Origin of the sequence: Myxococcus sp. CA023 (assembly GCF_010998615.1) — a bacterium.
GTDB lineage: Bacteria > Myxococcota > Myxococcia > Myxococcales > Myxococcaceae > Myxococcus.
On record NZ_JAAEAH010000081.1, the window covers coordinates 16,077 to 42,507 of the forward strand.

Below are 26,431 nucleotides of genomic sequence, written 5' to 3' on the forward strand. Positions count from 1 at the left end.
TCTGTTGACTGGCCGAATCGCCGGACACCTTGGGCACGCGCTAACGGGAGAGTCAACGCGTTTATGCCGTGAGGCGGAAAGTAAGGCTGCGAATCACCTGCCTCATGTAACGCGCCCCTTGAGCGAATGCTCGCCTGCTTGTGACACCCGACACGCCGCCGCCCTGGAGGATGTGACGGGTTGGATGGCCCCCATCCGCGCTGTTGGCTGTCCCTACCTGGTGGGCAGACAAGCGGACGTGGACGCCTGCATCGCACCCCCACCGTGGCCACGTTCCCCGGCGACACGGGCTCGCGCATGCGAGCACACGAGGGAGGGGAAGCCGCTCCGCCCTCCGCGCGACCGGGAGGTCCGGGGCCGCGGGTGGTGGCCGCGGGCCGATGATGGAACCGCATCCGAACGACACGACGCCTCCGGGCGAGCCGCGGTGGATGGGGCGCGTGGAGCGCGCGCTGGGCGCGATGGCCGCGCACAACCACCGGCGTCCGGTGTTGGCGTTGCTGCTGGCGCTGGTGCTGGCCGCCATGGGTGGCTTCTTCGCGCGAGGACTGCACCTCAACGCCAACCTCGTGGACCTGCTCCCATCCTCCTTCGAGAGCGTGCAGGACCTACGGGAGTTGGAGCGCCGCTTCGGCGCGCTCGGCTGGGTGGCGGTGGTGGGCGAAGGCGCGGACCCCGAGTCCCTGAAGCGCTTCGCGGACGACCTGGCGCCCAAGCTGGAGGCCCTGCCCAGCATCCGCTTCGTCGAGGCGCAGCGCCCCGGCGCCTTCTTCCGCGACCGGGCCCTGTACTTCCTCTCGGAAGAGGACCTGCGGGAGGTGCACCGCCGCTTGGAGGCGCGGCTCCAGTGGGAACAGCAGCAGGCCAACCCGCTCTACGTGCCGCTGGTGGAGGAGGAGCCGCCGTCCCTGGACTTCTCCGACCTGGAGGCGAAGTACGCGGGCGGGGCCGGACAGCGGCTGTCCACCAGTCAGGGTGACTACTACCTGGATGAGGGCCAGCGCCGCATCGTGCTCCTGGCCAAGCCGGACACCACGTCCGCGAACCTGGGCTTCTCGCGCAAGGTCACCGATGAGGTGCGCGGGCTGCTCGCCGCGCAGGACCTGTCGAAGTACGGGGCCGGCTTCAGGGTGGACATCACCGGCACCTTCCAGAAGAAGCTGGACCAGCAGAAGCAGATTGCGCGCGACATCGGCGTGGCCTCGGCGGTGGCCACCACGCTGATGCTGCTCTACCTCCTCTTCCACTTCCGCAGCGCGCTGGCGGTGGGGCTGGTGCTGACGCCCGTGGGCGCGGGCCTGGCGTGGACGTACGGCCTGGTGGCGCTCGTCTTCGGCGAGGTCAATCTCCTGACGGGCTTCCTGGGCGCCATCCTCGGAGGACTGGGCCTGGAGCACGGCATCCACCTGCTGGGGCGCTACCTGCACCTGCGCGGCGAAGGCCACACGTCCGAGGCCTCCACGCGCGCGTCCTTCACGCACACTGGCGGCGCGGCGCTCGTCTCCGCGCTGGTGGCGGCCGTCACGTTCTTCGTGCTGGGCACCTCGCGCTTCCGCGCGTTCCGTGAGTTCGGCGTCATCGCGGGCGTGGGCATGGTGGTGCTCATCGCCGCCTACGTGCTGGTGCTGCCCGCGCTGCTGGGCCTGGCCTCGCGCTGGGGGTGGACACCCCGGCGCTCCTCCGTCACCACCGCGCGCTCCCCCACGGGCCAATTGCTGATGCGGCGCCGCCACGTCATCACCGCCGTGTCCGCCGTGCTGCTGCTGGGGCTGCTGAGCCAGACGGGGCGCGTGCGCTTCGACTTCGACTTCGGCTCGCTGGAGGACCAGGACCTGCCGTCCTTCACGCTGGACCGAGAGGTCAACCGGCTCATCGGCTATTCGCAGACACCGGTGGTGGTGCTCACCCAATCGCCCGAGGAGGAACAGGCGATGGTGGAGCGGCTCCACGCGCGGCAACGCGAGCGGGGCAAGGACTCCACCATCGACTTCGTGGCCTCGCTGTCCTCGCTGGTGCCCGAGGACCAGCCGCGCAAGCAGCGCGTCCTCCAGGACATCTCGCGGCTGCTGGAGCGCGTCCCGGAGGGCCGGCTAGATGCACGGCAACGGGAGCAGGTGGCGTCGCTGCGCAGGCAGGCGGCCTCACCGCCCTTCACCCGTGACGACCTGCCGCCGAGCGTCCAGCAACAGTTCCTGGGCCGGCAGGGCACGTCGGGGGGCTACGTCATGGTCTACCCGTCCGTGGACCAGTCGGATGGGATGGCGGTCCGCACGCTGGCGCGGGAGGTTCGCGGCGTGGGGACACCGGAAGGCACGCACGTCTCCGCGGCCGGCGAATCCATGGTGATGGCGGACATCCTCGACATGGTGACGCACGAGGCACCGCTCATCCTCGGCGGCACCACGCTGGCGGTATTGCTGGCCATGTGGCTGACGCTGGGCGGCCTGCGCATCGCCCTGCTGTGCATGGCGCCCACCGTGGTGTCACTGGTGGCGCTGCTGGGGCTGATGCCGCTGCTGGGGTTGGAGTTCAACTACCTCAACATCCTCGTCATCCCGATTCTCATCGGAACGACGGTGGACGCGGGGGTGCACCTGCTGACGCGATTGTCGTCACCGGGCCATGACTTCGTGTCGGTGTATTCGGAGACGGGGAAGGCCATCTGCGGCGGCTTGCTGACCAGCGCGATGGGCTTCGGTGCGCTCTTCCTCGCTGACCACCCGGGCCTCAACTCCATTGGCGCACTTGCCAATCTGGGCTTCGCCACCAACCTCCTCGTCATGCTGGTGGCTTTCCCGGCCCTGCTGCTGGTGCTGTCGGAGCGCAGGCTGAAGCGCCATTCCGCCCGAAAGGAATCGCAGAAACGGGAGCCGCCGCGCCATTCGGGGCGCGGCGAGCCCACGCACGCAAGCTGAAACACACACCCACGACGGAGGGAGCAACATGGCGAAGCAGATGAAGCGGGGTTGGATGTGGGCCGGAGCACTGGCGGGTACCCTGGCGTTGGGCACCGCGTGTAGCGCGACGGAGGCTCCGGTGCAGGTGGCGCAGGTGGACCCGTCCACCGGACAGACGGTGACTCCGGGCACCACGCCGGGCAACACCACGCCGGGTACGGGCTCGACGAACACGAACCCCAACACCTTGCCCCCGGCGACGAACCCCAACACCCTGCCCCCGGGAACGTCCACGACGACGCCGGGCACGGGCGGCTCCGGCGCTACGGGCACCACGCCCTACAACACGGGCGCGGAGGGCGCCACGTCCACCGTTCCGGGCACCACGCCCTACAACACGGACGCGGGCACGGGCGGCTCCGGGGTGCTGCCCACGCCAGGCATCGGCACCAAGCCCGAACTCGACGCCCCGACGGGCACCGGGACGTCCAATACCGTCCCCGCGCCCTCCGGCGTCGTAAACGACGGCGGCACTGGCTTCTAGGCCTCGCGGCGTCACCCTGAAGCAGCGCCCCATCCGGCACCGCGGGACTCGCGGCGCCGCTGATGGGGCGTTGCCATGCTGGACAGGCGCGTCCGCGCCTGTTTTGTCCCGCGGGCATGGAGACCCTCGTGACGCGCTTGTTGTCGCTGCGAGTGGGCATGCCCCGGGAACTGGGCGTGGCCGGCGCCGCCTCGCCGCTGGAGCGGCCCTGGACCAGCGCCATCTTCAAGGAGCCGGTGACAGGGCCGGTGTGGCTGTCACGCACGGGGCTCGCCGGAGATGGCCAAGCGGACCGCAAGGTCCACGGCGGCCCGGAGAAGGCGGTCCTCGCCTATCCCATCACGCACTACGACTTCTGGCGCGAACGTCTGGCGCGAGACGACGTCGGCGCGGGCGCATTCGGTGAGAACTGGGTGCTCTCCCAGGGCACGGAAGCGGACGTCTGCATCGGAGACGTGCTGCGCGTGGGCGGCGCACGCGTGCAGGTATCCCAACCCCGCCAGCCCTGCTGGAAGCCCGCGCGCCGCTGGGGACAGCGCAACCTGTCGCTGCTGCTCCAGCAGACCGGCCGCACCGGCTGGTACTACCGCGTGCTGGAGGAAGGGCCCGTCCAGGAAGGCGACGCGGTGGCGTTGCTCGAGCGGCCCTTTCCCACCTTCACCGTCGCCTTCGCCAACCACGCCATGCACGGCCACGCGCCGGAGGACGCCGCGCTGCTGGCGGAGTGTCCCTTGCTGACGCCGAACTGGCGTGACTCGCTCCGCAGACGCGCGCAGGGCAACCGGGGAGATGACCGCCCGCGACTGGTGGGCCCCAACAGCGCCGACTGAAGGACAGTGCCCGCATGGCAAGCCGCCCCCGCGTCTCATTCCCGCCGCCTAGCAAGCAAGCGGCCATGGGAGGGGCCTCTAGCAGACCGCTCATCGGCTGCTCACGTTCCCGGCCAGCAGCAGTCAGACACAAACCAACCGGAGAACGAACCATGACGAAGTTCCTCAAGACGAAGGCCGTCCTTGCCTCTCTCGCCGCCGGTGCCCTCGCGTTTGGCACCGCCTGTAAGTCCGACTCGAGTGCGACCCGAGAAACGACGGACACCCCTGACACCAGCGACATGGGCACGATGAGTGACCCGAACACCGGAACGAGTACGGACACCAGCACGGACACCACGACACCACCTGGCACGGGCGGCACGGGCATGGATGACCCGGCCCTGTCGCCCGAGTCGGAGACATTAGACCCGAACAGCGTGGACCCGAACGCGGACCCGACGCTGAACCCGGGCACCGGCGGCACGGGTACGGAAGTGGACCCGAACCTGGACCCGGACATGAGCAGCGAGCCGGGCACGGGCGGCGCGGGTGACGTGGAGCCGCTCGACAACACGGACACCGATGAGATGGATGCCGATGACGACGCCACGCTGGAGCCGGGCACCGGCGGCAGCGGCATGACGGACCCGGACACCCGGATGACGCCGCCCACGCCACTCCCGGAGACGGGCTCGACGCGCTAAGCCGGCCCTCACTTCACCGAAACAAGGCGATGCCCGCGGCGACCGTGCCGCGGGCATTGTCCTTTATGGCGCACGCCACGACAGCGAAAGAGACGATGCCCGCGGCGCCTGCGCCGAGGGCATCGCCCTGAGTGTCATCAGCGTGGGACTCAGCTCACGCTGAAGCCCGGATACGGCTGCGGTGACTTCACCGGCTCGATGATGCGTTGGCTGCCACCCGTCCCCGGCGTGCCTGCGGGACCACCCTCCGGCTGCAGCGCGGGCGGACCGCCGCGCGGCGAGCGCTGCCCGTCCTCGGTGTCTGCATTCCGGTCAGGCGCGGTGGGTACGGCTTCAGGCGGAATGTGCAACACGTCCTTCTTGCTCATGGCGGCCTCCTTTCCTCCAACCTGGGGCCCCCCTCCGAAATGGGCACCTGGCATCTGGCCGCCTTCCCGAACGGATGCTCATGACTTCGGATGGGTTGCCCGCACACGGCCGCCGTATGGATGAACCCACGCCTGCCGTGCGTGACCACGTTGAGGACGAGCGGGCAGCCACTGCCCGTCAGTGGCACCTTCAAGGAGAGCCACGCTGAAATAGTCAACCGAACCTGAACCGCGGTTCAAAAGCTGGGTGGGATGTGATGAGCGTAAAGTTGGCATTGGCCGGCAGGCGACGGAGAAGCGAACACCTGTTCTCCCCTCCTGAGGGTCCCATCCCCTGGCTCCAGCGGATGTCCTCGTGGTTCCACGAGCACCATGGCGAGCTGCTCGAAAGCGCCGTACTGGGCACCGGCCCCCTGGGCGCCCCCACGCTCCGGCTGCGGCTGCACCCCGCGGCGGGCGAGGTCGTGTTGGCGGCCACCTCGGGCGCCCACGTCTCCGTGTCCGCGGAGACGTCCGCCGTGGGCCCCGGCTACCACCGCTTCCTCTGCGACACGCTGAGGGCCATGGGTGACGCGCTCGGCATCGTCTGGGCGGAGGGCCGCGCGTCCTCGAAGGGGGGCGACCCCACCGGCTACTTCCACACGGGAGACGCCGGGCCCGTGGATGTGCACATGCTGGCGTCGCTCCAGGAAGCCGTGGGGTGGGTGCTGCGCATGCGCCGTCAGGGCGAGTCCGGCTTCGCGCTGTCCATGCGCTTCGGCCACACCTTCGAATATCCCGGTGCGCTGCTGACGCCGCTGGGGCCTCGCGACGCGCGCTGGCTGGTAGACGTATACGAGGACCCGCGCAGAGGCATCGACGTGTTCCCCTGGTGGACGCAGGGCATCGACGCGCGCATGCGGCTCAATCGCGCGCGGTGCCGCCTGTGGTCGGACGTGGTCTGGCGCCCACCGCTGCTGGACGACGAACGCCACCTGATGCGCGACGTGGCCCGCCTGCTGGAGCAGGCCTGGCGCGAGGACCCGTCCCTGCCCTACCCGTGGCGGGAGTGGCAGGAGGTGCTCGGCTTCCTGGGCGTGGGAGGCACCCTGGCCGAGGAAGTCCACCAGCGCGCGTCACAGGCACCCGGCGGCCCGCCCATGGGCTACCGGCGCGGCGAGGTCCAGGTGGCGCTACCAGCGGGCTGGGAGATTCGCATCCCGGGGTCGCTCGCGGAGGCGCACCTGCAGGATGGAACATGGGTGGCCCGGGACCATCGGCGCAGCGTGCGCTTCGTCCCCTTGGAGGACGGTGGCGCCGACAGCCTCATGCCCTCCTTCATGGAGCGCCGCGCGATGGACCTGGAGCACCACGGCAAGCGGGTCAGCGGACGGGCCTCACTCCGCATGGAGCCAGGTGAGTGCCGACTGACCGCCCTGTGTACCTCGGGCAAGCGCCGCGCCCTGTGCGTGGTGAGCTTCGACGACCCGGACGAGCAGGACTGGGCGCTGGGGACCTGGCGCTCACTGGACCACGCTGTCGCCGCGTGACGCTTGCCCGCCCAGAGGTGCCATCCCACATTGGGCAGGCCTTTCCATCAGAATCGAGAGCCTGCAATGAGTCGGGAAGTCTGGCCGGGCAAGCCCTGGCCTCGTGGCGCCACCTTCGATGGTTCAGGGGTCAACTTCGCCATCTACTCCCAGGTCGCGACCCGCGTGGAGGTCTGCCTGTTCGACCCCGCGGACCCTGCGCGCGAAATCGAACGGTTCGGCCTGCCGGAGTCCACGGACTTCGTGCACCACGGCTACGTGCCGGGCATGGAGCCAGGCACGCTCTACGGTCTGCGCGTTCATGGCCCGTACGAGCCCGCCAAGGGACACCGCTGCAATCCGCACAAGCTGCTGGTGGACCCCTACGCCAAGGCGCTCTACGGCGACGTGGACTGGCGCCAGCCGGTGTTCGGCTATCCGTTGGGGCACGAGCAGCAGGACCTGGCGCGAGACGAACGTGACAGCGCGGCGGGCGCACCCAAGTCCGTGGTGGTGAGCGACTACTTCGACTGGGGCAATGACCGGCGCCCGGACATCAGCTGGCGCAAGACGGTGCTGTATGAGGCCCACGTGCGCGGCCTCACCATGCGCCATCCCGGCGTGCCCGAACACCTGCGTGGCACCTACGCGGGCCTGGCCTGCCCGCCCGTCATCGAGCATTTGCAGAAGCTGGGCGTCACGTCGGTGGAGTTGCTGCCGGTGCATGCCTTCGCGGACGACTCGTTCCTCGACGACAAGAGGCTGTCCAACTTCTGGGGCTACAACACGCTGGGCTACTTCGCGCCGGAGCAGTACTACGCCAGCCGCAAGACGCCCGGCGCCGCCGTCGCCGAGTTCAAGACGATGGTGAGGGACCTGCACGCCGCGGGCATCGAGGTCATCCTCGACGTCGTCTACAACCACACCTGCGAGGGCAACCACCTGGGGCCCACGCTGTCGCTCAAGGGCATCGACAACGCGAGCTACTACTGGCTGATGCCGGACGGGCGGCACTACCTGGACTTCACCGGGTGCGGCAACAGCGTCAACGCGTCCAACCCGCAGGCTGCGCGGCTCATCATCGACAGCCTCCGCTACTGGGTGACGGAGATGCACGTGGACGGGTTCCGCTTCGACCTCGCCACGGTGCTCGGCCGCACGGGTGAAGGCGCGTTCGACCGCGACGCGGCGCTGTTCCAGATTCTCCATCAGGACCCGGTGCTCGGCCGCGTGAAGCTCATCGCCGAACCCTGGGACGTGGGCCTCGGCGGTTATCAGGTGGGCGGCTTCCCCCCGCCCTGGCGCGAGTGGAACGGCAAATACCGGGACGCGCTGCGCCGCTACTGGAAGGGCGATGAGAACCTCGCCAGTGAGATGGGCTACCGGATCACGGGCAACGCGGACCTGTACGCGGAGGCGCGCCGGCGGCCCCAGGCGAGCATCAACTTCGTCACCGCGCATGACGGCTTCACGCTGCACGACCTGGTGACGTACAGCCACAAGCACAACGAGGCCAACGGCGAGCACAACCGCGACGGCGCGGACGACAACCAGTCGTGGAACTGCGGCGTGGAGGGTGAGACGGACAACGCGGATGTCATCGCACTGCGCGAGCGGCAGAAGCGCAACCTGCTGGCCTCGCTCTTCCTGTCCACCGGCATCCCGATGATTGCCGCGGGTGACGAGATGGGCCGCACGCAGGGTGGCAACAACAACGCGTACTGCCAGGACAACGAGCTGTCGTGGGTGGATTGGAACCTGGATGAGCGGCGGCGGAAGCTGCTGGAGTTCACGCGCAAGCTCATCCACTTTCGCCACCGCCAGCCGGTGCTCCAGCGCCGCCGCTTCTTCAAGGGCCAGCACCTGTGGGACTCCGAGCACAAGGACCTGACGTGGTTCCGGCCGGATGGCTCGGAGATGAAGGCGGAGGACTGGGAGAAGCCCTTCGTGCGCTCGCTTGCGTTCCTCCTGGGCGGCGACGCCATCCCCACGCCGGACGAGCGCGGGCAGCGCATCATCGGGGACGCGCTGCTGATACTGCTCAACTCGCACCATGAGCCGGTGACGTACAAGCTGCCGCCCGCCGCGCAGGGCCAGCGATGGGAGTTGGAGCTCTGCACCACCGACGACAACCGGGGACCGGAGCCGGTGAAAGGTGAGACGTTCGAGCTCATCGGCCGCTCGCTCGCGGTGTTCCGGCAGGTCGCGGACTGAGACAGATGCCGCATGCTAGGATTCCCCGCCGAGGCCCTCCTCGGCGGGTGCGGCATGCCGGTGCCGGAGCGTGTGCATGAGCGAAGCAGGTCCGCCGCCAGGGCGCTCGCACGAGCCGGAGGAACCGTGTCGCGGGATGCACAGGAAGAGGGCGTGAAGCAGGTGTACGGGGAGATTGCCTCGGCCTACGAGGCGCTCTTCCCCGTCCTGCACCGGTACGAGGAGCGAGTGGAGCGGTTCCTCGCGGCGGTGGTGGTGCCCGGCGCCCGCGTGCTCGACGTGGGGTGCGGGCCGGGGCTTCACACCCGGGGACTGGACGCCTCCATCGCCGTGGTTGGCACCGACCTCTCCGAGGACATGCTCGCGCTGGCTCGGACAGCGCGGCCGGGTGGCGCGTGGCATGTACACAGCTACCACCAGCCGATTCCTCCCGACTGGGGCCGCTTCACCGTCGCGCTCGCCATTGGCTGTCTGGACTTCTGCGACGACCTGCCGCGCGTGCTGAAGCACCTCGCGGAGGCGCTGGAGCCGGGCGGCAAGCTGCTCTTCACCGTGCTGGAGCGGCGGCCGGGGTTGGACGGGCACGAGGCGCCCGTGCAGCCGATTCAAACGGCGGGGCCGGCGGTGACGCTGCACCTGTACTCATTCGAGGAGACCGCTCGGGCCGTCACGGAAGCAGGGTTACTCCCACGCACGTACGCGCATGCGCCCGGCTGGGTGCAGCTCACGGAACAGCGGACCATGTGGTTCGGGTGGTGGGAGGTGGAGCGGCGCTGAGCGCGTGGCTCCAGGACCGCACTTCCGGTGCCTGAGGGCCACAGCCCGGCCATTCCAAGGTGTGCACGAGGCTTGCACTGGACTCCTCCCAGGAGACATCGACACGTGATTCGGCTGCGTTGGACCTGCATCGGGGCGTCTCTGCTGGCAATGGCCGTGGGTTGTGCGGAGGCCCCCCTCCGCGGAGACACAACGCCGCCGAGCGTGTCGATTGCGCTCGTGGAGGGCGGATGCGACCCGGAAACGAACTTCCGGTGCCTGTGCATGGGGAACGTCGGAGACGCGGCGCCCCACCTTCAAGAGATCGGCGTGGACCTGGACGCCCTGCAAAGGAACGGTTGGCCGTGCGTACCGGGGGACTTCGACCAGGACGGAGCGCAGGACTATGCCTTTCCGGGCGAAGGCTACTCGTGCGACCGGCCCGTCCCGGTGCGGGTGCTCTTCACGCGAGGCGGGCACCTGCGGGAAGTCCAGACGCTGCCGCGGAAGTTGAGCTGCCTTCAGCGCTATGCCTCCAATGACGCGTCCCTGCCTCCGGGACAAGGACTGGTCGACTGGGGTGAAGGGAATGCCACCTGGCTCTACCGGTTCGACGGCAAGGGCTGGCTCGCCACCTCCCATCTCTCCGAGGCGCACTGATTCGGTACAACCGGGGCACACCGCGCCAGGTCCCAGGCCCGTCTCGGTGTGCCGCTCGAATCCCTCCACTCCGACGCAGCATCGCCGCTGCCGAGGCCTCTTGACGATGACGTTGCTTCCCCTTCGTTGGTTTTGTGCCGGTGCTCTTCTCATCCCCCTGAGCACCGCCTGCACCCGCTCCACGCCGGCCGCGACGGTGGAGCGGAACATCCCTGTGGAGGCGCAGTCCCAGGGTCCGGTCGAATACGTGCTGGCGGATGACGTGAGCGTGCGGAAGCTCGCGCCTGGCGTGTGGATGCACGTCACAGTGGTGACGTTGGAGCCATACGGCCGAGTCTCCACCAATGGGCTCATCATCGAGGACGGTGGAACGTCCTTGCTGGTCGACACGGGCTGGGATGCACGGCAGGGCGCGCTGCTGCTCGACTGGGCCCGGGACACGCTTCGGCGTCCGGTCCGCACGGCGGTGGTGACGCACTTCCATGAGGATCGCCTCGGCGGTGTCCCGGCGCTCGTCCCGCATGGCATCCCCGTCCATGGCTTGGAGGAGACGGCACGGATTGCGGCTGGCATGGGCCGGCCGGGCCCCACGGAGACCTTCGCAGAGACAAGCACGGTGGGCTCGCTGGAGCTCTTCTTTCCGGGCGCGGGCCACGCGAAGGACAACATCATCGTGTGGCACCGGGACAGCGGCGTGCTGTTCGGCGGCTGCTTCGTGAAGGACGGCGCCTCGACGAACCTGGGCAACGTGGAGGACGCGGACGTGGCGGCCTGGCCCACGAGCCTGTCGCGGATGCGGCAGCGGTTTCCGGAGGCGCGCGTGGTGGTCCCGGGGCACGGACAGCCTGGTGGGCCGGAGTTGCTGGGTCACACGGAAGCGCTGCTCCGCTGAGCGGCCTCGCGGAGCAACCGGGCAGGCGCGGGCGAGGTGACTGTGCCTCGCCCGCACGGGCAGGAGCGTTGGCCAACACACCGTGGTGGGTCGTTCCACGCTCGCTCGCCTGCCGTTGAAGGTCTGTCCCCGGACATTCCCACACGGCTCCAGGGTTCACGGGCATGGGCGCGGGCCCTTGCCGTTCCTACCGTCCCGCGGAGAAGCACGGGCCAATGGGCGCAGGGGACGGAGGGAGACATGAGGCTTGTGGCTGCGGTGTCGCTCGCGATGGTGGCGAGCGCGTGTACCTCGGTGCGAATGGAGCAGCGGGACGGTTGCTGGGTGAAGCAGACCCGGGCCTTTCCCTCGACGCTCAAGGAGGAAGTGGGGCCCTGCGCTCGGCCAGTGCCCGTCTGGTCCGAGGACCGGCTCACGCGGCTGGTGCAGGAGTGCGTGATGCACACGGACTACCGCTGGCAGAGCAGCGCTTTGGTGGCGTGGAACCGGAGCGAACCCCTGCCGGAACGGGAGTCCGAGGAGAAGGCCCTCGCGGCCTGCATGTCCCGGGCGGAGAACCTCCTGAACACGGAGAAGGGCGAGCTGGAGCAGCGGCTGAGCGAGGTGGCGCAAGAGCGAGACACGCTGAAGGCGAGCATCGAGAAGGAGCGCAACCAGCATCAAGCCACCCTCACGGAGCAGCTCACGCGTCACGATGCCAGCATGGAGCGGGCGCGCAACCAGATGCATGAGAGCAACAACCTGCTCGCGGAGGCGCTGGGCGAAGCAGCGAAGAAGCCCGCGCCCTCCGCGGTGGCGACGGCCACCTCCACGTCCAGCAGCGAGGGCATGGCGAACACGCAGACCGACTCCACGCAGCGCAGCGACGCGGCGCTCCGGGGTGACGTGTCGTCCTCGGCACGACGGAGCTCGTCATCACAGGGAACTCAGACCGCGCCACCGCCGAAGGTGATGAAGCCCATCATCGACACAGACACGCCGCCCATGTGCGAGCTGTCTTCGGCGACGATGGCGAAGGCGAATCAGTCGCGGTCGTCCTCGGGGAAGAAGCGGCCCGGCGTCCGGAACGCGGCCGAGTGCTCGCCGATGAAGCCTGAACCGTCCTTCCAGCCCACCGAGCCGGAGGAGGCCATCCTGGCAACGCCCGCACAGCAGACGGCGAAGGCGCCCATCCCGCTGGTGCCCCAGGACGCTGACGCCGTGAAGTAACTCCGAGGCACGCAGCCGCGGGCCGCCCTTCACACGAAGTGGGCGGCCTCCAGCGTGCTCGCCATCAACGTTGTCAGACTCCACGCCGCGTCCCGTCGCTCGACCTCGGCGGAATCCAGAGGTGTCACGGGGCTGTCCCCGGGCTCCCAACTCCGGGCAGGGGCGCGCTGCGCCCAGGTGCCGGCGAGGGTGTTCCCGTGTCCATCGCTCGCAGTGGTTTCCTCATATCGGACCGCCCGGCCGGGCCCCCGTCGGGTCCAACAGGCAGCAGGCGCCAGATGCGCCTGGCTCCGAACTAGCTCACTGGTAGAGCACAGGTCCAAATCCTGCGGAGAAGGTTCGATTCCTTCGTTCAATCCAGAGGGTTCCGCCGCGAGCTGACGTGAGCGCGGGTCCACTGCTTCCCACTCCTCCCACCTCGATGCCCGGCGTTCCGCCAGGGCGACAGGGCCCCTTCCGAGCCGTCAGCGGAAGCCCCTGTCGCCGTCCGCGGAGGTGCCCGGCGCGCAGGCGCGAGCAGCCAGGAAGCGGCCAGGACAGGCAGTCCGCGCTCCACGTCCGTGAACGGTGGGGCCCTCACTTTTCAGCAGTACCCGGGACACGCGCGACAACGCGCACTGAAACGTCCCGGTTCTTCAAGCTCCCCCGGAGGGGGAAAGGAGGTGCGCGATGAGCATCATGCGTGTGGATGTCGGGCAGAATGAGCGGGCGTTCGTGCTGGTGGACGAGAAGCCGGAGCGCTACCTCGTTCCCGGCCGGTACTGGCTGCTCCACCCCTTCCGAAAGGTGCGGCTGGTGCGCGTGAGCACCGAGCAGCCGCTCGTCCAGCTCGACCCGGCGTTCCTGGCCCTCGTGCCGGAGACGGACCTGCAGGTCGTGGAGCTGAGCGCCGACGAGCGCGCCATCCTCTTCCACAAGGGCCGCCCCGTGCGGTGGCTCGGCCGGGGCCTGCACCAGGTGTGGACGGTGGAGCGTCTTCCCAGCCGTCAACTGACGCCCGGCGCGCCCACCGTGCGCGTGGAGCGCGTGGACACCTCGGGTGTCACCACGGCGCCGCTGCGTGACGACGTGCGTGCCCTGGTCCCCGCCAGCGACTACACAGAGGCCACCGCCACCGAGGGCACCGTCGTGCTCCGCTATGTGGATGGCGTGCTGGACGCCGAACTTCCTCCGGGCCGCCACGCCGCGTGGACCGTCGCCCGCAAGGTGCAGCTGGCCGTCATCGACCTGCGAGAGCGCCTGCTCCACGTCACCGGCCAGGAGGTGATGACGAAAGACCGCGTCACGCTGCGCCTCAACCTGTCAGCGGCCTTACGCGTCTCGGACGCGCGCCGGCTCGCCGTCGTGTCCCGCGCTCCGGATGACGTCCTCTACCTGGCCATGCAGCTGGCCGCGCGCGAGGCCGTGTCGGAGCGGACGCTGGATGAGCTGCTCGCCTCGCGAGAAGCCGTGGCCGAAAGCCTCTTCACCCAGGTGAAGGACCGCGCCCACACGGTGGGCCTGGACCTGCTGCGCTTCGGCATCAAGGACGTCGTTCTCCCGGGTGAGATGAAGGAGCTGCTCAACCGCGTCATCCAGGCGCAGAAGGAAGCGGAGGCCAACGTCATCCTGCGGCGCGAGGAGACGGCCGCCACCCGCTCCATGGCGCAGACGGCCAAGGTGCTGGCGGAGAACCCGCTGCTGGTGCGCCTCAAGGAACTGGAAGCCTACAAGGACCTCGCGTCCAAGGTGGGGCAGGTGCACCTCGTCCTCGGCGAGGGCGCGGTGCCCACCCTGCAGCTCAAGAGTCACTGACTCGCGAATCAATCTCGGGTTAGCCTCGCGGACCCACACCCGCGAGGAGCCCGAGATGTCGTCTTCGAACCACTACGTCCCCAACCTGCGCGATATCGAGTTCAACCTCTTCGAGTTCCTCGATATCGGCCGAGCATCGCTGGGCCACGCACCCTTTGGCGACCTGGACGAGACGGCCGCACGCCAGATGCTCCAGATGTTCGCCCAGCTCAGCACCAACGAGCTGGCCCAGAGCTTCGAGGAGCCGGAGCACAACCCGCCGAAGCTCGAGAATGGCGAGGTGACGCTGCCGCCCGGACTGAAGAAGGCGATGAACGCATTCTTCGACGCGGGCATGCACCTGCTGGAGCAGCCGCCACACCTGGGCGGCCTGGGCGCGCCGCCCTCCCTGGGCTGGGCCGCGTTCGAGTTGCTGGTGGGCGCCAATGCCTCGCTGGCCTTCTACACGTTGGGCAACCTGCTTGCGCGCATCATCGACCGGCTGGGCACGGACGCGCAGAAGCAGCGCTTCCTGCCGCACATGCTGGACCGCCGCTGGGGTGGCTCCATGGTGCTCACCGAGCCCGACGCCGGCAGTGACGTGGGCGCCGCCCGCACCAAGGCCCGCCGCGTCTCCGACGACGTCTGGGAAATCGAAGGGGTGAAGCGCTTCATCACCAACGGTGACTCGGACATGTCCGAGAACATCATCCACATGGTGCTCGCGCGTCCGGAGGGCGCGGCGCCCGGCACCAAGGGCCTGTCGCTGTTCGTCGTGCCCAAGTACTGGGTGAACGAGGACGGCAGCCTGGGTGACGCCAACGGCGTGGTGTGCACCAAGCTGGAGAAGAAGATGGGGCTGAAGGGCTCCGTCACCTGTGAGATGACCTTCGGCGACGCGAAGCCCTGTCGCGGCCTGCTTCTGGGCGAGGTCCACGACGGCATCCGGCAGATGTTCTACATCATCGAGCAGGCCCGCATGGCGGTGGGCGTGAAGTCCATGGCCACGCTGTCCGCCGGCTACGGCCGCGCGCTGGCCTTCTCCAAGGACCGCCTCCAGGGCGCGGACCTGATGCAGGCCCGGGACAAGACGGCGCCCCGCGTGCCCATCTTCCGTCACCCCGACGTGCGACGCATGCTGATGGCGCAGAAGGCCCACGCGGAGGGCATGCGCGCGCTGTGCCTCTACACCGCGTTCATCCAGGACGGAGTGGAGCGCAAGGGCGGCCACCGCGCCACCGAGGCGGGCGAGCTGGACACGCTCAACGACATGCTGCTGCCGCTGGTGAAGGGCTACTGCTCGGAGAAGGCCTACGAGCTGCTGGCGCTGTCGCTCCAGGTCCACGGCGGCTCCGGCTACCTGCAGGACTACCCGGTGGAGCAGTACATCCGGGACCAGAAAATCGACACGCTCTACGAGGGCACCACGCACATCCAGGCGCTCGACTTGCTCATGCGCAAGGTGGCGCGTGACGGCGGCGCGACGCTCCAGGGCCTGCTGTCCCAGATTCGCGAGACGGCCGAGCGCACCGGAGAGGGCAAGGAGCTGGAGGCCGAGCGCGCCGCGCTGGGCCGTGCGCTGGGCGACTTGGAGACGATGCTCGGCACGCTGATGGGCAAGCTGGGCGAGTCCGTCTACCACGTGGGATTGCAGGGCAACCGCGTGCTGGCCGCCGTCGCGGAGGTCGTCATCGGTTGGCTGCTGGTGCGCCACGCGGAGGTCGCGCTGGAGCGCATGAAGAGCAACTCCGGGGACCGCGCCTTCTACGTGGGCAAGCTCGCCAGCGCCCGCTGGTTCTGCCACGAGGTGCTGCCCGGCGTCGCCCACGCCGCCCGCATGGTGGAGCACGGCAACCTGGACCTGATGGAGGTGCCGGAAGAGTCGTTCTGACGAAGAGACACCCAGGCGAGCCTGGCCACTGGTGCCAGGCCCGCCGTCGCGGCCGGGAGGCGCTCGCTACTTCCTCAGCGCGTCGCCCGGCACCGGCAATCCGCGCGCCGCCAGGTCACGCTCCACGTACAGCCGCAGGACATGCATGAAGTCCTGCGCGTTCGTCACCACGCCGAAGGCCTGGTGCGTGCCGCGGTCCTTCAGCTTGCTCACCACGAACTCGGACGAGTCCACGCAGATGGTGGGCAACTCCCGCAGCGAGCCGTCCTTCTCCGTGACGAACGCCGGCAGCATGTTGCCGGTGGCGATGGCATGCAGCGCCGTGGCGATCATCACCGCCATGGTGGACTTCACCGCGTGCTCGCGCATGGCCACCTGCGCCTCCAGGTTGTCCGTCACCACGTCCGGCAGCGGCCCGTCGTCACGGATGGAGCCCGTCAGCACGAAGGGCACCTTGTGCACCACGCACGCATGCATGATGCCGCTGGTAATCACCCCGGCCTCCACCGCCTTGGCGATGGAGCCCGCCGCCCGCACCTTGTTGATGGCGCGCATGTGCAGACCGTGGCCGCCCGAGGTGGCCTCGCCCGAGCCGCTCATCCCCAGCGTGGTGCCGAAGATGGAGGCTTCGATGTCATGCACCGCCACCGCGTTGCCCGCCAGCAGCGCGCCCACGAAGCCATTGGCGACGAACCACGTCATGTCCGCGCGCGCCCGCGAATGCACCAGCGCCGGCCCCGTCACCCAGATGGGGTAGCCCCCGCGCTCGCGCTCGTCCACCAGCACCCGGGCCATGTGCGCGTAGTCGATGGGCTTCTCGCGGGACACCGCGCTCGTCATGAACTTGAACTCCCCCTCGCCCTCACCCGCGAGGTAGGCGGAGTTCACAAACACGCCTTCGCTACCGTCCTCCGCGAGGCCCACCACCACGCGCTCGCCCGCACGCACGCGACGGCCTTCGCGAATCCACAGCTCGCCTTGGGCATCCAGCACCAGCGCCCCGTCCATGCGCGGCTCGCGCGGCATGCGCCACGCGCCGCCCACGCGCACGTAGGTGGGTAGATTCGTCGTGGTGAAGAAGCCCTCCGGCAACACGCCGTCCGCGGGCGCAGGCTGGAAGCGCGCATCCGGACAGGAGGAGAAACGCGCGGCCGTGAAGTCAGGATGAGGAATGGAGCTCACACCAGCACCATGCGCGGAGCCCTGGCCCGCTTCAAGCGCCTCGGCATCCTCGGGCCACCAGATGTCAGGGGACGACAGTAAAGCCGGGATTGCGCGTCATTACATCCGCGCGTCCACTCCCACTCCGCCCAGCCGTGGGCGGCTGCTGCCGGGGCCAGCTCACGACGTAGGATGTTCTCCGGACACCAGCATCGCGGCGCTCCCTCAGTCCTCATTCCCGCGGGAAGCGGGTGGCGGCTGCGTCAGGTGGCTGTGCGCAATCGCGGCCAGCTCCTCCAACCTGGGCACACGCCACGTCGCCGCGTGCCGCTGACGCCAGGCATCCGCCCACGCCATGAAGGTGCGCAGTTGCTCCGTGCTGGGTGACACCTGCCAGCGCCGCCGCTTCGCCAGGGACAGCGCCTCCAATGGTGGATGCCCCAGCGCCACCAGGACGCACAAGGCGAGCAGCGCGCTGCGCCCCACCCCATGCTCACAGTGGATGTAGACCTTGTTACCCCGGGCCATCTGGTCCGTCACCCACGCGACGCCGTCATCCAGCCGGTCGCCACGGATGGCCCGGAGGTCCTCGGTGGGCAGGTGCAACAAGGTGATGCCGTGCTCACGCAGGACGTGCTCGTCGTCACAGGCCTCCACCCGCACGTCCACCACACAGCGGATGCCAAGCGCCCCCGCGAGGTGCTCCGCCGTATCGATGGGGAAGCGGCCCCCCACCGCCAGCGAGGGCAGCACCCAGTCCAGGTTCAATCTCCGGGACAGCGCGCTCATACGGCCCAAGGTAGGGCAGCTCGCTGGCGCTGGCAGCCTCCACGGACGCCAGGACGCATTTTGAAGTGTTTTTCGACCCACCTTCTGGAAAATTCGCTGGAATCACGGGGGGTTCCGGGCGCTGGCCTTGAAAATCAAGAGGCACGCAACTCCGGGTCTCAAGCTCCGAGAATAGGTGCAAGACGTACATGCGGCGCCCTCGCGCCGCTCCAGACCCCTACGGAGCCCCCCATGAGCAGCAGCTACCGCATCAAGTCGGGCGACACCCTCTCCCACCTGGCGCAGCGCTACAACACCAGTGTCAGCGCGCTGATGAAGGCGAATCCGCAGATCAAGAACGCGGACCTCATCTACGCCGGCAAGTCGCTGAACATCCCCGGTTCGAAGGACTCCTTCGAGAGCGGCTCCGCGGGCCGTGCGGGTGGCGCCACGGGCGGCGGCGGCAGCAGCGGCGGTGCCCAGGACGTGCAGGGCCCCAGCAGCTCCGGCCCCGGCATCCGCGGCCCCAAGGGCAGCCCCTTCGAAATCGCGTCGCAGCACCTGAACAAGAACGCGAGCTCGCTGAAGCTGGAGAAGAATGGCGTGGGCGCGGACATGGAGGACTGGGTCCCCAACAACGTCAACTGCGCCAACTTCGTGTCCGCCGTGCTGGAGCAGGCCGGCCAGATTTCCGACGCGCAACACGACAACAGCGTGATGGGCCTGATGGCCAAGCTGGACAGGGACCCCAACTTCAAGCGCATCGACCTGAAGGACGCGAAGCCGGGTGACGTGGTCTCCATGAAGACCAACGGCGGCCAGCACGTGGTGATGTTCGCGGGCTGGAAGGACGGCAAGCCGACGTTCATCGGCTCCAACAACGTCAACTCGGATGGCTCGCAGCGCGTCACCATCTCCAGCATGAATTACCCCATCATGGCAGTGCACCAGTACCAGGGCTGAGCGCCCGCACAGACATGAGCGAGCACCCACGGGGCTCCGCGTCCGACCTTCCAGGCGGACACGGGGCCCCGCTGGCGTTCAGGCGCCCGCGGCGGCTCAGAGGCGGGGCGCCAGCGACAACGCGGCCTGGGTGAGGCGCGCGTGTCCCGGCTCCTCTCCGAGCACGACCCGCTCGCCCCGCCCAAGCTGTGAGCGCTCAGGGCGCGCCGCGGCCCGCGTGCAGGCAGACCACGGCCTCGTCCAGCAGGTCGAGCGCCGCGTCTGACCAGCCCCGCAGCTTCATGCGCGAGGACACAGACGTGGTGACGGGGATGAGGCCGGCGACGGCGGCGTCCTCGATGAGCTGAGCCTGTTGCTCGGGGTTGAGCTGGGCCCAACGCTTCTCGCGGCTCACACCCTTGCGCCAGTCGTATCCATCGCCGGACCACTGCGCGGCCAGCGCGGCGCTCAGGTAGGCCGTGCCGCCGTGCTGGTGCTGCCACACGTGCGTCAGCTCATGAACGAGCAGGCCGAAGTCCACGCCCCCGCTCCGAGGCGGGACGAAGACGGTGTTGCCGTGCGCGAAGGCCCGCCCGGGAAGGCCCAGCAGGCCCAGCCGGCCGACCTTCACCCGCACCACCGCGTAGTTCAGGCTGTCTCCGAAGATGGGCCGCAGGCGGACGATTTCATCCGCCGAGAGGCGGCGGCCCGGTGGCTCCAGACCGACCAGCACCTGCACCGAGCTGAGCACGCGCCCGCCCACCATCAACACGGCATCCGCGGGAAGCTGCGCCACGCGCGTCAGGCCCTGGCCCAGTTGGGGCAGTCCCTCGCGCGGCCGGCCGCGCGCGCACTGCGCCACGCCTCCGCCCATCGCCTTCAGCACCACACCCACGCTGCGAGCCACTCCCACCGAAGCGCTCGAAACACCGGTGAGCAGACCCCGGCCCGCATCCACCAGCCGCTCGGAGAAGGTGGCCGCGTGGCTCATGCCATGTTCCTCAGCGCCCCGCCGTCATGGCGCACAGCCCGGAGAGCCCCATGACGGACTCCACCAGCGTGCGCAACGCACCCGGGCGCCACGGGCGGGACAGCGCGAAGTGCGTGAGGCTGGAGGCGCTGTAGGCCGCCGCCACCTCGGGACGGAAGTAGGACGACACGAGGATGCGTGGCCCCGCCAGGTCGCGCTCCACCAGCCGTGCCAGGAAGGTCGGCACCGCCGCTCGCTCCACGGAGTCCAGATCCACGATCACCGCCTCGGGCACCACGCCCAGGTCCATCCGGCGATCCGCCGACGCGATGCCCAACGTGGGGACCAGCTCGAAGTCTGACGCCAGCTCGCGGCCCATCGCCAGCCGGAAGAGCGGCTCCTCCGAGACGAGCATCACCCGAGGCCCCTTGGGCACGCTCCGGTGACGCCGTGCGGGCGCGGGAGTGGGCTCGATGGGAAGACGCAGTGCGCCAGCCTCCACCAGATGGCGGGCATCGAGGAGGGACTGCGCACGGCGAATCAGGGGGGCGGGGGCGCTGGACACAACGCGACAATAACCAGCAATAGCGGAAATATCAATCTTTGCTTCAATTTCTGGGCACAGTTCCTGGTTTTCGGGACCTCCAAACCCGTGGAGGTGGGCGCCTTGACACACCCGTTCAGTGAGTCGGAAGTAACACCTATCCAGGCGTATCGGGTCCTGAATGACCCTGCTTTTCCGCAAGGGATTGCCGCGTGCCCGCGGCCTTCGCGGGCGCGCCCAGGACAACAGCCGCGCCGCTCACTCGAACTCGAGCGCGCGCTGGAAGTCGGCCGGGTTGGAGGCCGCGCTCTGCGCCGTCTCCAGGGTGATGAGCCCCTCGCGGTAGAGCTGCGTCAGGTGCTGGTCGAAGGACTGCATGCCGAACATGTCGCGGCCCTTCTCGATGACGTCCTTCAGCTCGTTGGCGCGGTCGTCGCGGATGTACTGCTCCACCGTCTTCGTCTGCACCATGATTTCCAACGCCACGGTGCGGCCCTTGCCGCTGGCCCGGGGCAGCAGGCGCTGCGACACCGTGGCCTTGAGGCAGTCCGCCAGGCGCATGCGCACCATCGTCTGCTCTTCGGCGGGGAACACCGACACCAGGCGGTTGATGGTGCGTGACGCATCCGTCGTGTGCACCGTGGAGAGCACCAGGTGGCCCGTCTCCGACGCCTTGAGCGCGATGTCGATGGTCTCCGTGTCGCGCATCTCGCCCACCAGGATGACGTCCGGGTCCTGGCGCAGCGCCGCGCGCAGCGCAATCGCGAAGCTCTGCGTGTCCGGACCAATCTCCCGCTGGGAGATGGAGGACTTGATGTTCTTGTAGATGAACTCGATGGGGTCCTCGATGGTGAGGACGTGCAGGTTCTCCGTGCGATTGATGTGGTCAATCATCGCCGCCAGCGTGGAGCTCTTCCCCGAGCCCGTCGCGCCCGTCACCAGCACCAGCCCGCGCTCGTTGCCGGCAATCTTCTTCAACACCTGCGGCAATCCCAGTCCATCAATGGTTGGGATTTCATCCGGGATGATGCGCAGGATGCACGCCAGCGAGCCCCGCTGCCGGTAGATATTCACCCGGAAGCGCGCCACGCCCGGGAGGCTGTAGGACGCGTCGCACTCCTGAAGCGTGTCAATCTGCTTCTTCACCTCGGGGTCCGAAACGACATGGACTGCCACCTGTCGCGTGTGGTCCGCGTGAAGCTTCTCCATCTTCAAGGGCCGGAGCGCGCCATTGACCCGGTAGATGGGCGGGTCCCCTGGCCGGAAGTGGATGTCCGATGCACCGTTCTGCACACCGACCGCGAGCAGCTTGTTGAGCGTTGCCAGATCCAGGGGAGTGAACCTCTTCAGCAAGGAAAGTCCCGGACTCTAGGCGGATACTCAACAGTTGCACATGGTGCGCAATCACCCCGGGGCAGACACCAGGGTCAGTTCCGCAATCTCAGGCGAGGGCCCCAACCGCAGCGGCGGCCCCCAATAGCCTGTCCCCCTGTGGGTATAGACGCGCACCCCGGCAATGGTTGCCAGACCGCGCACCACCGGCTGCTGCAATTTGACGAGGAACATGAAGGGAAATACCTGTCCGCCGTGCGTGTGCCCGGAAAGCTGAAGGTCCACCATCACGCCAGCCTCCGCCACGCACAGGGCGGACCGGGGCTGGTGGGCCAACAACAGACGCGGAACCCCCTGCGGCGCCCCGCGCAGTGCCAGCTCCGGACGGCTGGCATGCGAGGGAATGATGTGGCCCGCGTCATGGTCCGTCACTCCCGCGATGGTGAGCCGCGCTCCGTCGCGCTCCACCACCCGGTGCTCGTTCTGAAGGACGGTGAGACCCAGGCGCGCCACCTCCGCTGCCCAGGCCGGTCCCCCGTGGTAGTACTCGTGATTGCCGGTGACGTAGAAGACGCCCAGTGACGCGCGCAGCTCCGACAGGGGCTTCACCTCGTCCCGTAGCGCGTCCACGGTGCCGTCCACCAGGTCGCCCGTCACCGCCACCACGTCCGGCTGGAGCGCGTTCACCTGCTCCACCACGCGCCGCAGCCAGCGGCCGTCCAACGTGGGCCCCACGTGGATGTCCGAAATCTGCACCACCTTCAGGCCACTGAGCCCGGGCGCCAGGCCCGCCACCGGCACCGTCACCCGCTCCACCGTCGCCCGGCCACGCGCCGTGATGAAGGCGTACACCACCGCCGGCACCGTCACCCCCACCGCCACCAGGGCCTTGCCCCGGGCCAGGGCCAACGCGTCCGTCACCACGCCCGACCACGACAGGCCCAGCCCCACCAGGTCCGCGACCACCACCGCGCTCAGCAGGATGCCGAAGGCGCCCAGCCACACGTAGGACGTCCACTGGAGCACCTGCGCCCAGAGAGTCGGTTCGCGGCGCGACGCCACCATTCCCACCGGCAGCGACAGGAAGAGCAGCGCCACCAGGACGGGCCCCAGCCATGTCCACGGCAGGGGCAGCTGCGGGCTCACGAACAAGCGCACCGCGATGTACGCGTGCAGCCCGCCCATCAGCGTGAGGATGCCACCCAGCGACATCAACCACCGCAATGCCAGCGACAGGGACACTCTGGGCCGCCGGGCCTCCTGCTCCACACCTGGGGTCAGCTCCGCCACGAACGACGTCCTCCTTCTCACCAGTGCCCGCCATGACCGCGCCCGGAACGCGGGGAAATAACGACCGCCCATGGCCGATGCCCGGCAACCCGCCCGTACGCCAGGCGGGTCAACGCCTCATCTCGTGCACCACACCTAAGACACGGGCGACGGGTTGGCGAGCCAGCTACGTTCAAAGCATGAGAACTTCACGTATCTTCACAGCCGCATTGCTTGCAGCGGCTGGCTCGGCCTGGGCCCAGCCCGTCCAGTACCTGGACCTGCGAACGCCTCGGGTCGCGCTCAACGCGCGCGTCACCGACCGCGACCTCACCAGCCCAGACCTGCAGGTCGGCTTCAGCGACAACTCCCTTCGAGGCCGCGCCTTCGGCAGGCCCCTCAACCTCACACTGGACGCCGCGCGGATCCGCGGCATCTATGGAAGCGGTCCCGTGGACCTGCGGATGACGCAGGCAGAAGGAGCCCTGCGCGCCAAGGGCACGTTCGGTGGGCAGCTCACCGACTTCCAGGTGACGCCGCAAACGTTCAAGGGCGACGTGGGCCGGTGCAGCTACCAGCTCACGGCCTCCGAAGAAGGCCGCTATCAAGGCTGGCGTTCGTGTCTCGCCGGATTGGAGAACCCGGTATCGCTGTCGATTCCGCCTGCCATTGGCGGCGACGACGCCCGGCTCGTGGCCACCCTGGCTTTGATTCTGTCGCGGTAGCCCCACCGCGGGGCGGCTATGGTGCGCGCCGTTTCCCTCACGACGGAGCGCATCCATGGCACGCATGCACGAAGTGGACTTCCACATCTACGGCGAGGACCTGCAGTTCGTCGAGGTGGAGTTGGACCCGGGAGAAGCCGCGGTCGCCGAAGCCGGCACCCTCATGTACATGGAGGACGGCATCGAGATGGAGACCATCTTCGGTGACGGCTCGGAGAAGACGAGCGGCTTCTTCGGCTCGCTGCTCGGCGCGGGCAAGCGCCTGCTGACGGGTGAGTCCCTCTTCACCACCGTCTTCCTCAACAAAAGCGGTAGCGGCAAGCGCAAGGTGTCCTTCGCCGCGCCCTACCCGGGAAAAATCATCCCGGTGAATCTGAGCGAACTCGGCGGCGAGCTCATTGCGCAGAAGGACAGCTTCCTCGCCGCGGCCAAGGGCGTGTCGCTGGGCATCGCCTTCCAGAAGAAGCTGGGCACCGGCCTGTTCGGCGGAGAGGGCTTCATCATGCAGCGGCTCCAGGGTGACGGGCTCGCCTTCATCCACGCCGGCGGCACGCTGCACGAGCGCACGCTGGGCCCGGGTGAATTGCTGCGCGTGGACACCGGCTGCATCGTCGCGTTCCAGCCCACCGTGGACTACGACATCCAGATGGTGAGCGGCATCAAGACGGCCTTCTTCGGCGGCGAGGGCCTCTTCTTCGCCACGCTGCGCGGCCCCGGCAAGGTGTGGCTCCAGTCGCTCCCGTTCAGCCGGCTCGCGGGCCGCATTCTCTCCGCCTCGCGCCCGGGTGGCGCTCGCGACGAGGGCAGCGTGCTGGGGGGTGTCGGCCTGGGCAGCCTGCTCGGCGACGACTAACGCGCTGGGCAGGCCGGCCGTTCGCGGACCGCTATCCGCGCCGCCGCCGCGACAGGCCGGCCAGTCCCGCCAGCAGCACCCAGGGGCCCACCACGCCCACGGGCGATGCGCCGCAGCCACACCCCACGTCGAGCGCCGCGGGCCCCCGCACCTCGAAGCCCGTGGTCCGCGAGCGCGCCGGCACGCGGCTGGAGGTGACGAGGCGCTCCTGCGCCGCGACGCTGTGCGAGCCCACGGACAGCGCGCTCTCGCGGGGCACCTGGTAACGGAAGGCCCCGGTGTCATCGGCCGTCACCGTGGTGACTTCAATGCCGTCCACCTCGATGACCACCGTGGCGCCAGCCGTCGCCGCGCCCGCGAACAGCGGCGTGGAGTCCACCACCTCGCCATCAGCGGGAACCACCAGCACCGGCCAACCGTCCTCTGGGACCTGGGTGCCGCCATCTCCCTGGGACGTGCCCGCATCCTGCCCGGACGTCCCTCCGTCACCCTCGCCACTCACCGCCTGGGATTCGAACCGGATGGGCTGCGAGTAGGGCCCGCTGATTCCCGCCTCGTTGTGCGAATGAACGGTGACGAAATGAGGGCCCGGCGTCAGCGGCGATTCAGCAGGCCACTGGTAGCGGAAGCGGCCCGCGCCATCCACGGGGATGATGACCTCGGGGCCATTGTCCACCTCGATGCCCACCGTCTGCCCGTTGGGCGCGACGCCCGCGAACAGCGGCGTGGTTCCCACCGTCTCCCCGTCCTGCGGAATCACCAGGATGGGCTCCACCACCACGCCACCATCCTCCAGGGTGGCCGCGACAGAGAACGGCACAGGCGCGGAGGGCGCGCTGTACGCCCCCATCGCCTCCGCCACCACGTGGACCGTGCGCGTGCCGACATCGAGCGGCGCCTGCTGCGGAGGGATGCCTGCGGTGAACACACCATCCGCGCCAGAGCTCACCTGAAGCCGCTCCACGCCATCGATGAACACGAGGACTCGAACGCCAGGGTCCGCCCGGCCTTCGAAGCGAGGACGGTGAGGAACGCCCACCGCTCCGGACACGGGAGCACTGACAGACGGCGTCCCGGGCGTGCGGTAGGCCACGTGGTATTCCTCGGCGAAGCCTTCGCTCCCCGTACCCGCGCCATTCGTTCCGCCATCCGACGGGGTGAGGGTCCCGGCAGCGCCGCCCGACACGCTCCCGGGACACGACGCCGTCGCCCCTTGCAGCAGCACGCCGCCACCACCACCACCGCCGCCCGGGCCGAGCACCCAGCCCGGGTAGCTGACATTGCCACCGTTGCCGCCCACGGCTCGGGCGCTCCCGCAGGACAGTGCGTCCTGCGCGCGAAGGATGAGGACACCGCCCGCGCCACCACCGCCCGCGCCATCGTCGCCCGGCGTGTGGCTGGCGGCGAGCCCATCCGCGGAGAAGTGCCCGGCGCCCGAGAATGCCCTGGCCCGGATGAACACAACTCCGCCGCCCGCGCCGCCACTTGAGCCCAGGTCGTCGTTGCCCTCTCCCGCGCCACCGCCACTCCCGAAGACAAACTTGTCGATGAGCGAGTACTTCGCGGGCGCGCCACCGAAACCGCCCTCGTCCCGCATCATGTCCGCCTCCGACGTGCGGCCCCCGACACCGCCCCGGCC

At 69.0% G+C, this 26,431-nt stretch carries 23 protein-coding genes and 1 tRNA gene; 16 read left to right on the top strand and 8 right to left on the bottom strand.

Features of this window, described 5'->3' with window-relative positions; all coding sequences use genetic code 11:
• Positions 1–383: 383 nt before the first annotated feature.
• The 4 genes from F8M74_RS29730 (at position 384) to F8M74_RS29745 (ending at position 4,957) form a co-directional block, all read left to right on the top strand.
• Positions 384–2,915: an RND family transporter gene (locus F8M74_RS29730; RefSeq protein ID WP_228560248.1), complete on the top strand. Its 2,532-nt coding sequence runs from the start codon at positions 384–386 to the stop codon at positions 2,913–2,915.
• Between the two features lie 28 nt (positions 2,916–2,943).
• Positions 2,944–3,441, top strand: a complete 498-nt coding sequence (locus tag F8M74_RS29735) for an Erp protein (RefSeq protein ID WP_141256183.1) — start codon at positions 2,944–2,946, stop codon at positions 3,439–3,441.
• Between the two features lie 128 nt (positions 3,442–3,569).
• Positions 3,570–4,271: an MOSC domain-containing protein gene (locus F8M74_RS29740; protein ID WP_228560238.1), complete on the top strand. Its 702-nt coding sequence runs from the start codon at positions 3,570–3,572 to the stop codon at positions 4,269–4,271.
• A 152-nt stretch (positions 4,272–4,423) separates the two neighbouring features.
• Positions 4,424–4,957 (top strand): hypothetical protein, encoded by a 534-nt coding sequence (locus tag F8M74_RS29745; RefSeq protein ID WP_228560237.1) that lies wholly within the window; start codon positions 4,424–4,426, stop codon positions 4,955–4,957.
• A 149-nt stretch (positions 4,958–5,106) separates the two neighbouring features.
• Here F8M74_RS29745 and F8M74_RS29750 read toward each other — a convergent pair whose 3' ends face one another.
• Positions 5,107–5,325 (bottom strand): hypothetical protein, encoded by a 219-nt coding sequence (locus F8M74_RS29750; protein WP_228560235.1) that lies wholly within the window; start codon positions 5,323–5,325, stop codon positions 5,107–5,109.
• Between the two features lie 257 nt (positions 5,326–5,582).
• Here F8M74_RS29750 and F8M74_RS29755 point away from each other — a divergent pair, with 257 nt between their 5' ends.
• The 9 genes from F8M74_RS29755 to F8M74_RS29795 all read left to right on the top strand — a co-directional run bounded on the left by F8M74_RS29755 (position 5,583) and on the right by F8M74_RS29795 (position 16,228).
• Entirely contained in the window at positions 5,583–6,854 is a 1,272-nt protein-coding gene (locus F8M74_RS29755) for a hypothetical protein (protein WP_141256187.1), read from the top strand.
• Positions 6,855–6,920: 66 nt separating this feature from the next.
• Complete coding sequence (glgX, locus tag F8M74_RS29760) at positions 6,921–9,047, top strand: glycogen debranching protein GlgX (protein WP_141256188.1); 2,127 nt, start codon at positions 6,921–6,923, stop codon at positions 9,045–9,047.
• 126 nt (positions 9,048–9,173) lie between these two features.
• On the top strand, positions 9,174–9,824 hold the full coding sequence (locus F8M74_RS29765; RefSeq protein ID WP_228560233.1) for a class I SAM-dependent methyltransferase: 651 nt from the start codon (positions 9,174–9,176) through the stop codon (positions 9,822–9,824).
• Between the two features lie 264 nt (positions 9,825–10,088).
• Positions 10,089–10,463: a hypothetical protein gene (locus F8M74_RS29770; protein WP_228560231.1), complete on the top strand. Its 375-nt coding sequence runs from the start codon at positions 10,089–10,091 to the stop codon at positions 10,461–10,463.
• Between the two features lie 106 nt (positions 10,464–10,569).
• Positions 10,570–11,355, top strand: a complete 786-nt coding sequence (gene bla, locus F8M74_RS29775; RefSeq protein WP_141256191.1) for a subclass B1 metallo-beta-lactamase — start codon at positions 10,570–10,572, stop codon at positions 11,353–11,355.
• 240 nt (positions 11,356–11,595) lie between these two features.
• The gene (locus F8M74_RS29780) at positions 11,596–12,564 is read left to right on the top strand and encodes a hypothetical protein (protein ID WP_228560229.1); all 969 of its coding nucleotides are present in this window, start codon (positions 11,596–11,598) and stop codon (positions 12,562–12,564) included.
• 291 nt (positions 12,565–12,855) lie between these two features.
• A tRNA-OTHER gene (locus tag F8M74_RS29785) sits at positions 12,856–12,920 on the top strand.
• A 313-nt stretch (positions 12,921–13,233) separates the two neighbouring features.
• Positions 13,234–14,358 carry a slipin family protein gene (locus tag F8M74_RS29790; protein WP_141256192.1) on the top strand — a complete coding sequence of 375 codons (1,125 nt, stop codon included), beginning with the start codon at positions 13,234–13,236 and terminating at the stop codon, positions 14,356–14,358.
• Positions 14,359–14,413: 55 nt separating this feature from the next.
• On the top strand, positions 14,414–16,228 hold the full coding sequence (locus F8M74_RS29795) for an acyl-CoA dehydrogenase (protein WP_141256193.1): 1,815 nt from the start codon (positions 14,414–14,416) through the stop codon (positions 16,226–16,228).
• A 66-nt stretch (positions 16,229–16,294) separates the two neighbouring features.
• On the opposite strand, the gene F8M74_RS29800 is transcribed toward F8M74_RS29795, so the two are convergent.
• Together F8M74_RS29800 and F8M74_RS29805 are read right to left on the bottom strand one after the other, a co-directional pair.
• Complete coding sequence (locus F8M74_RS29800) at positions 16,295–17,410, bottom strand: hypothetical protein (RefSeq protein WP_141256194.1); 1,116 nt, start codon at positions 17,408–17,410, stop codon at positions 16,295–16,297.
• Between the two features lie 204 nt (positions 17,411–17,614).
• Positions 17,615–18,178 (bottom strand): dual specificity protein phosphatase family protein, encoded by a 564-nt coding sequence (locus tag F8M74_RS29805; RefSeq protein ID WP_228560227.1) that lies wholly within the window; start codon positions 18,176–18,178, stop codon positions 17,615–17,617.
• 60 nt (positions 18,179–18,238) lie between these two features.
• Here F8M74_RS29805 and F8M74_RS29810 point away from each other — a divergent pair, with 60 nt between their 5' ends.
• A complete protein-coding gene (locus tag F8M74_RS29810) occupies positions 18,239–19,120 on the top strand; it encodes a LysM peptidoglycan-binding domain-containing protein (protein WP_141256196.1) in 882 nt (293 codons plus the stop codon).
• 196 nt (positions 19,121–19,316) lie between these two features.
• Here the strand turns inward: F8M74_RS29810 and F8M74_RS29815 are convergent, their stop codons facing one another.
• From F8M74_RS29815 to F8M74_RS29830, 4 genes are all read right to left on the bottom strand, one after another.
• The gene (locus tag F8M74_RS29815) at positions 19,317–20,090 is read right to left on the bottom strand and encodes a hypothetical protein (RefSeq protein ID WP_141256197.1); all 774 of its coding nucleotides are present in this window, start codon (positions 20,088–20,090) and stop codon (positions 19,317–19,319) included.
• Between the two features lie 10 nt (positions 20,091–20,100).
• On the bottom strand, positions 20,101–20,634 hold the full coding sequence (locus F8M74_RS29820) for a hypothetical protein (protein ID WP_228560223.1): 534 nt from the start codon (positions 20,632–20,634) through the stop codon (positions 20,101–20,103).
• Positions 20,635–20,871: 237 nt separating this feature from the next.
• Complete coding sequence (locus F8M74_RS29825) at positions 20,872–21,966, bottom strand: type IV pilus twitching motility protein PilT (RefSeq protein WP_141256198.1); 1,095 nt, start codon at positions 21,964–21,966, stop codon at positions 20,872–20,874.
• 51 nt (positions 21,967–22,017) lie between these two features.
• A complete protein-coding gene (locus tag F8M74_RS29830; protein WP_141256199.1) occupies positions 22,018–23,235 on the bottom strand; it encodes a metallophosphoesterase in 1,218 nt (405 codons plus the stop codon).
• 179 nt (positions 23,236–23,414) lie between these two features.
• Here F8M74_RS29830 and F8M74_RS29835 point away from each other — a divergent pair, with 179 nt between their 5' ends.
• On the top strand, positions 23,415–23,939 hold the full coding sequence (locus F8M74_RS29835) for a hypothetical protein (RefSeq protein ID WP_141256200.1): 525 nt from the start codon (positions 23,415–23,417) through the stop codon (positions 23,937–23,939).
• Between the two features lie 55 nt (positions 23,940–23,994).
• Complete coding sequence (locus F8M74_RS29840; protein WP_140860201.1) at positions 23,995–24,792, top strand: TIGR00266 family protein; 798 nt, start codon at positions 23,995–23,997, stop codon at positions 24,790–24,792.
• Between the two features lie 31 nt (positions 24,793–24,823).
• On the opposite strand, the gene F8M74_RS29845 is transcribed toward F8M74_RS29840, so the two are convergent.
• On the bottom strand, positions 24,824–26,431 hold a 1,608-nt coding region (locus F8M74_RS29845; RefSeq protein ID WP_141607780.1), incomplete at its 5' end, for an MYXO-CTERM sorting domain-containing protein.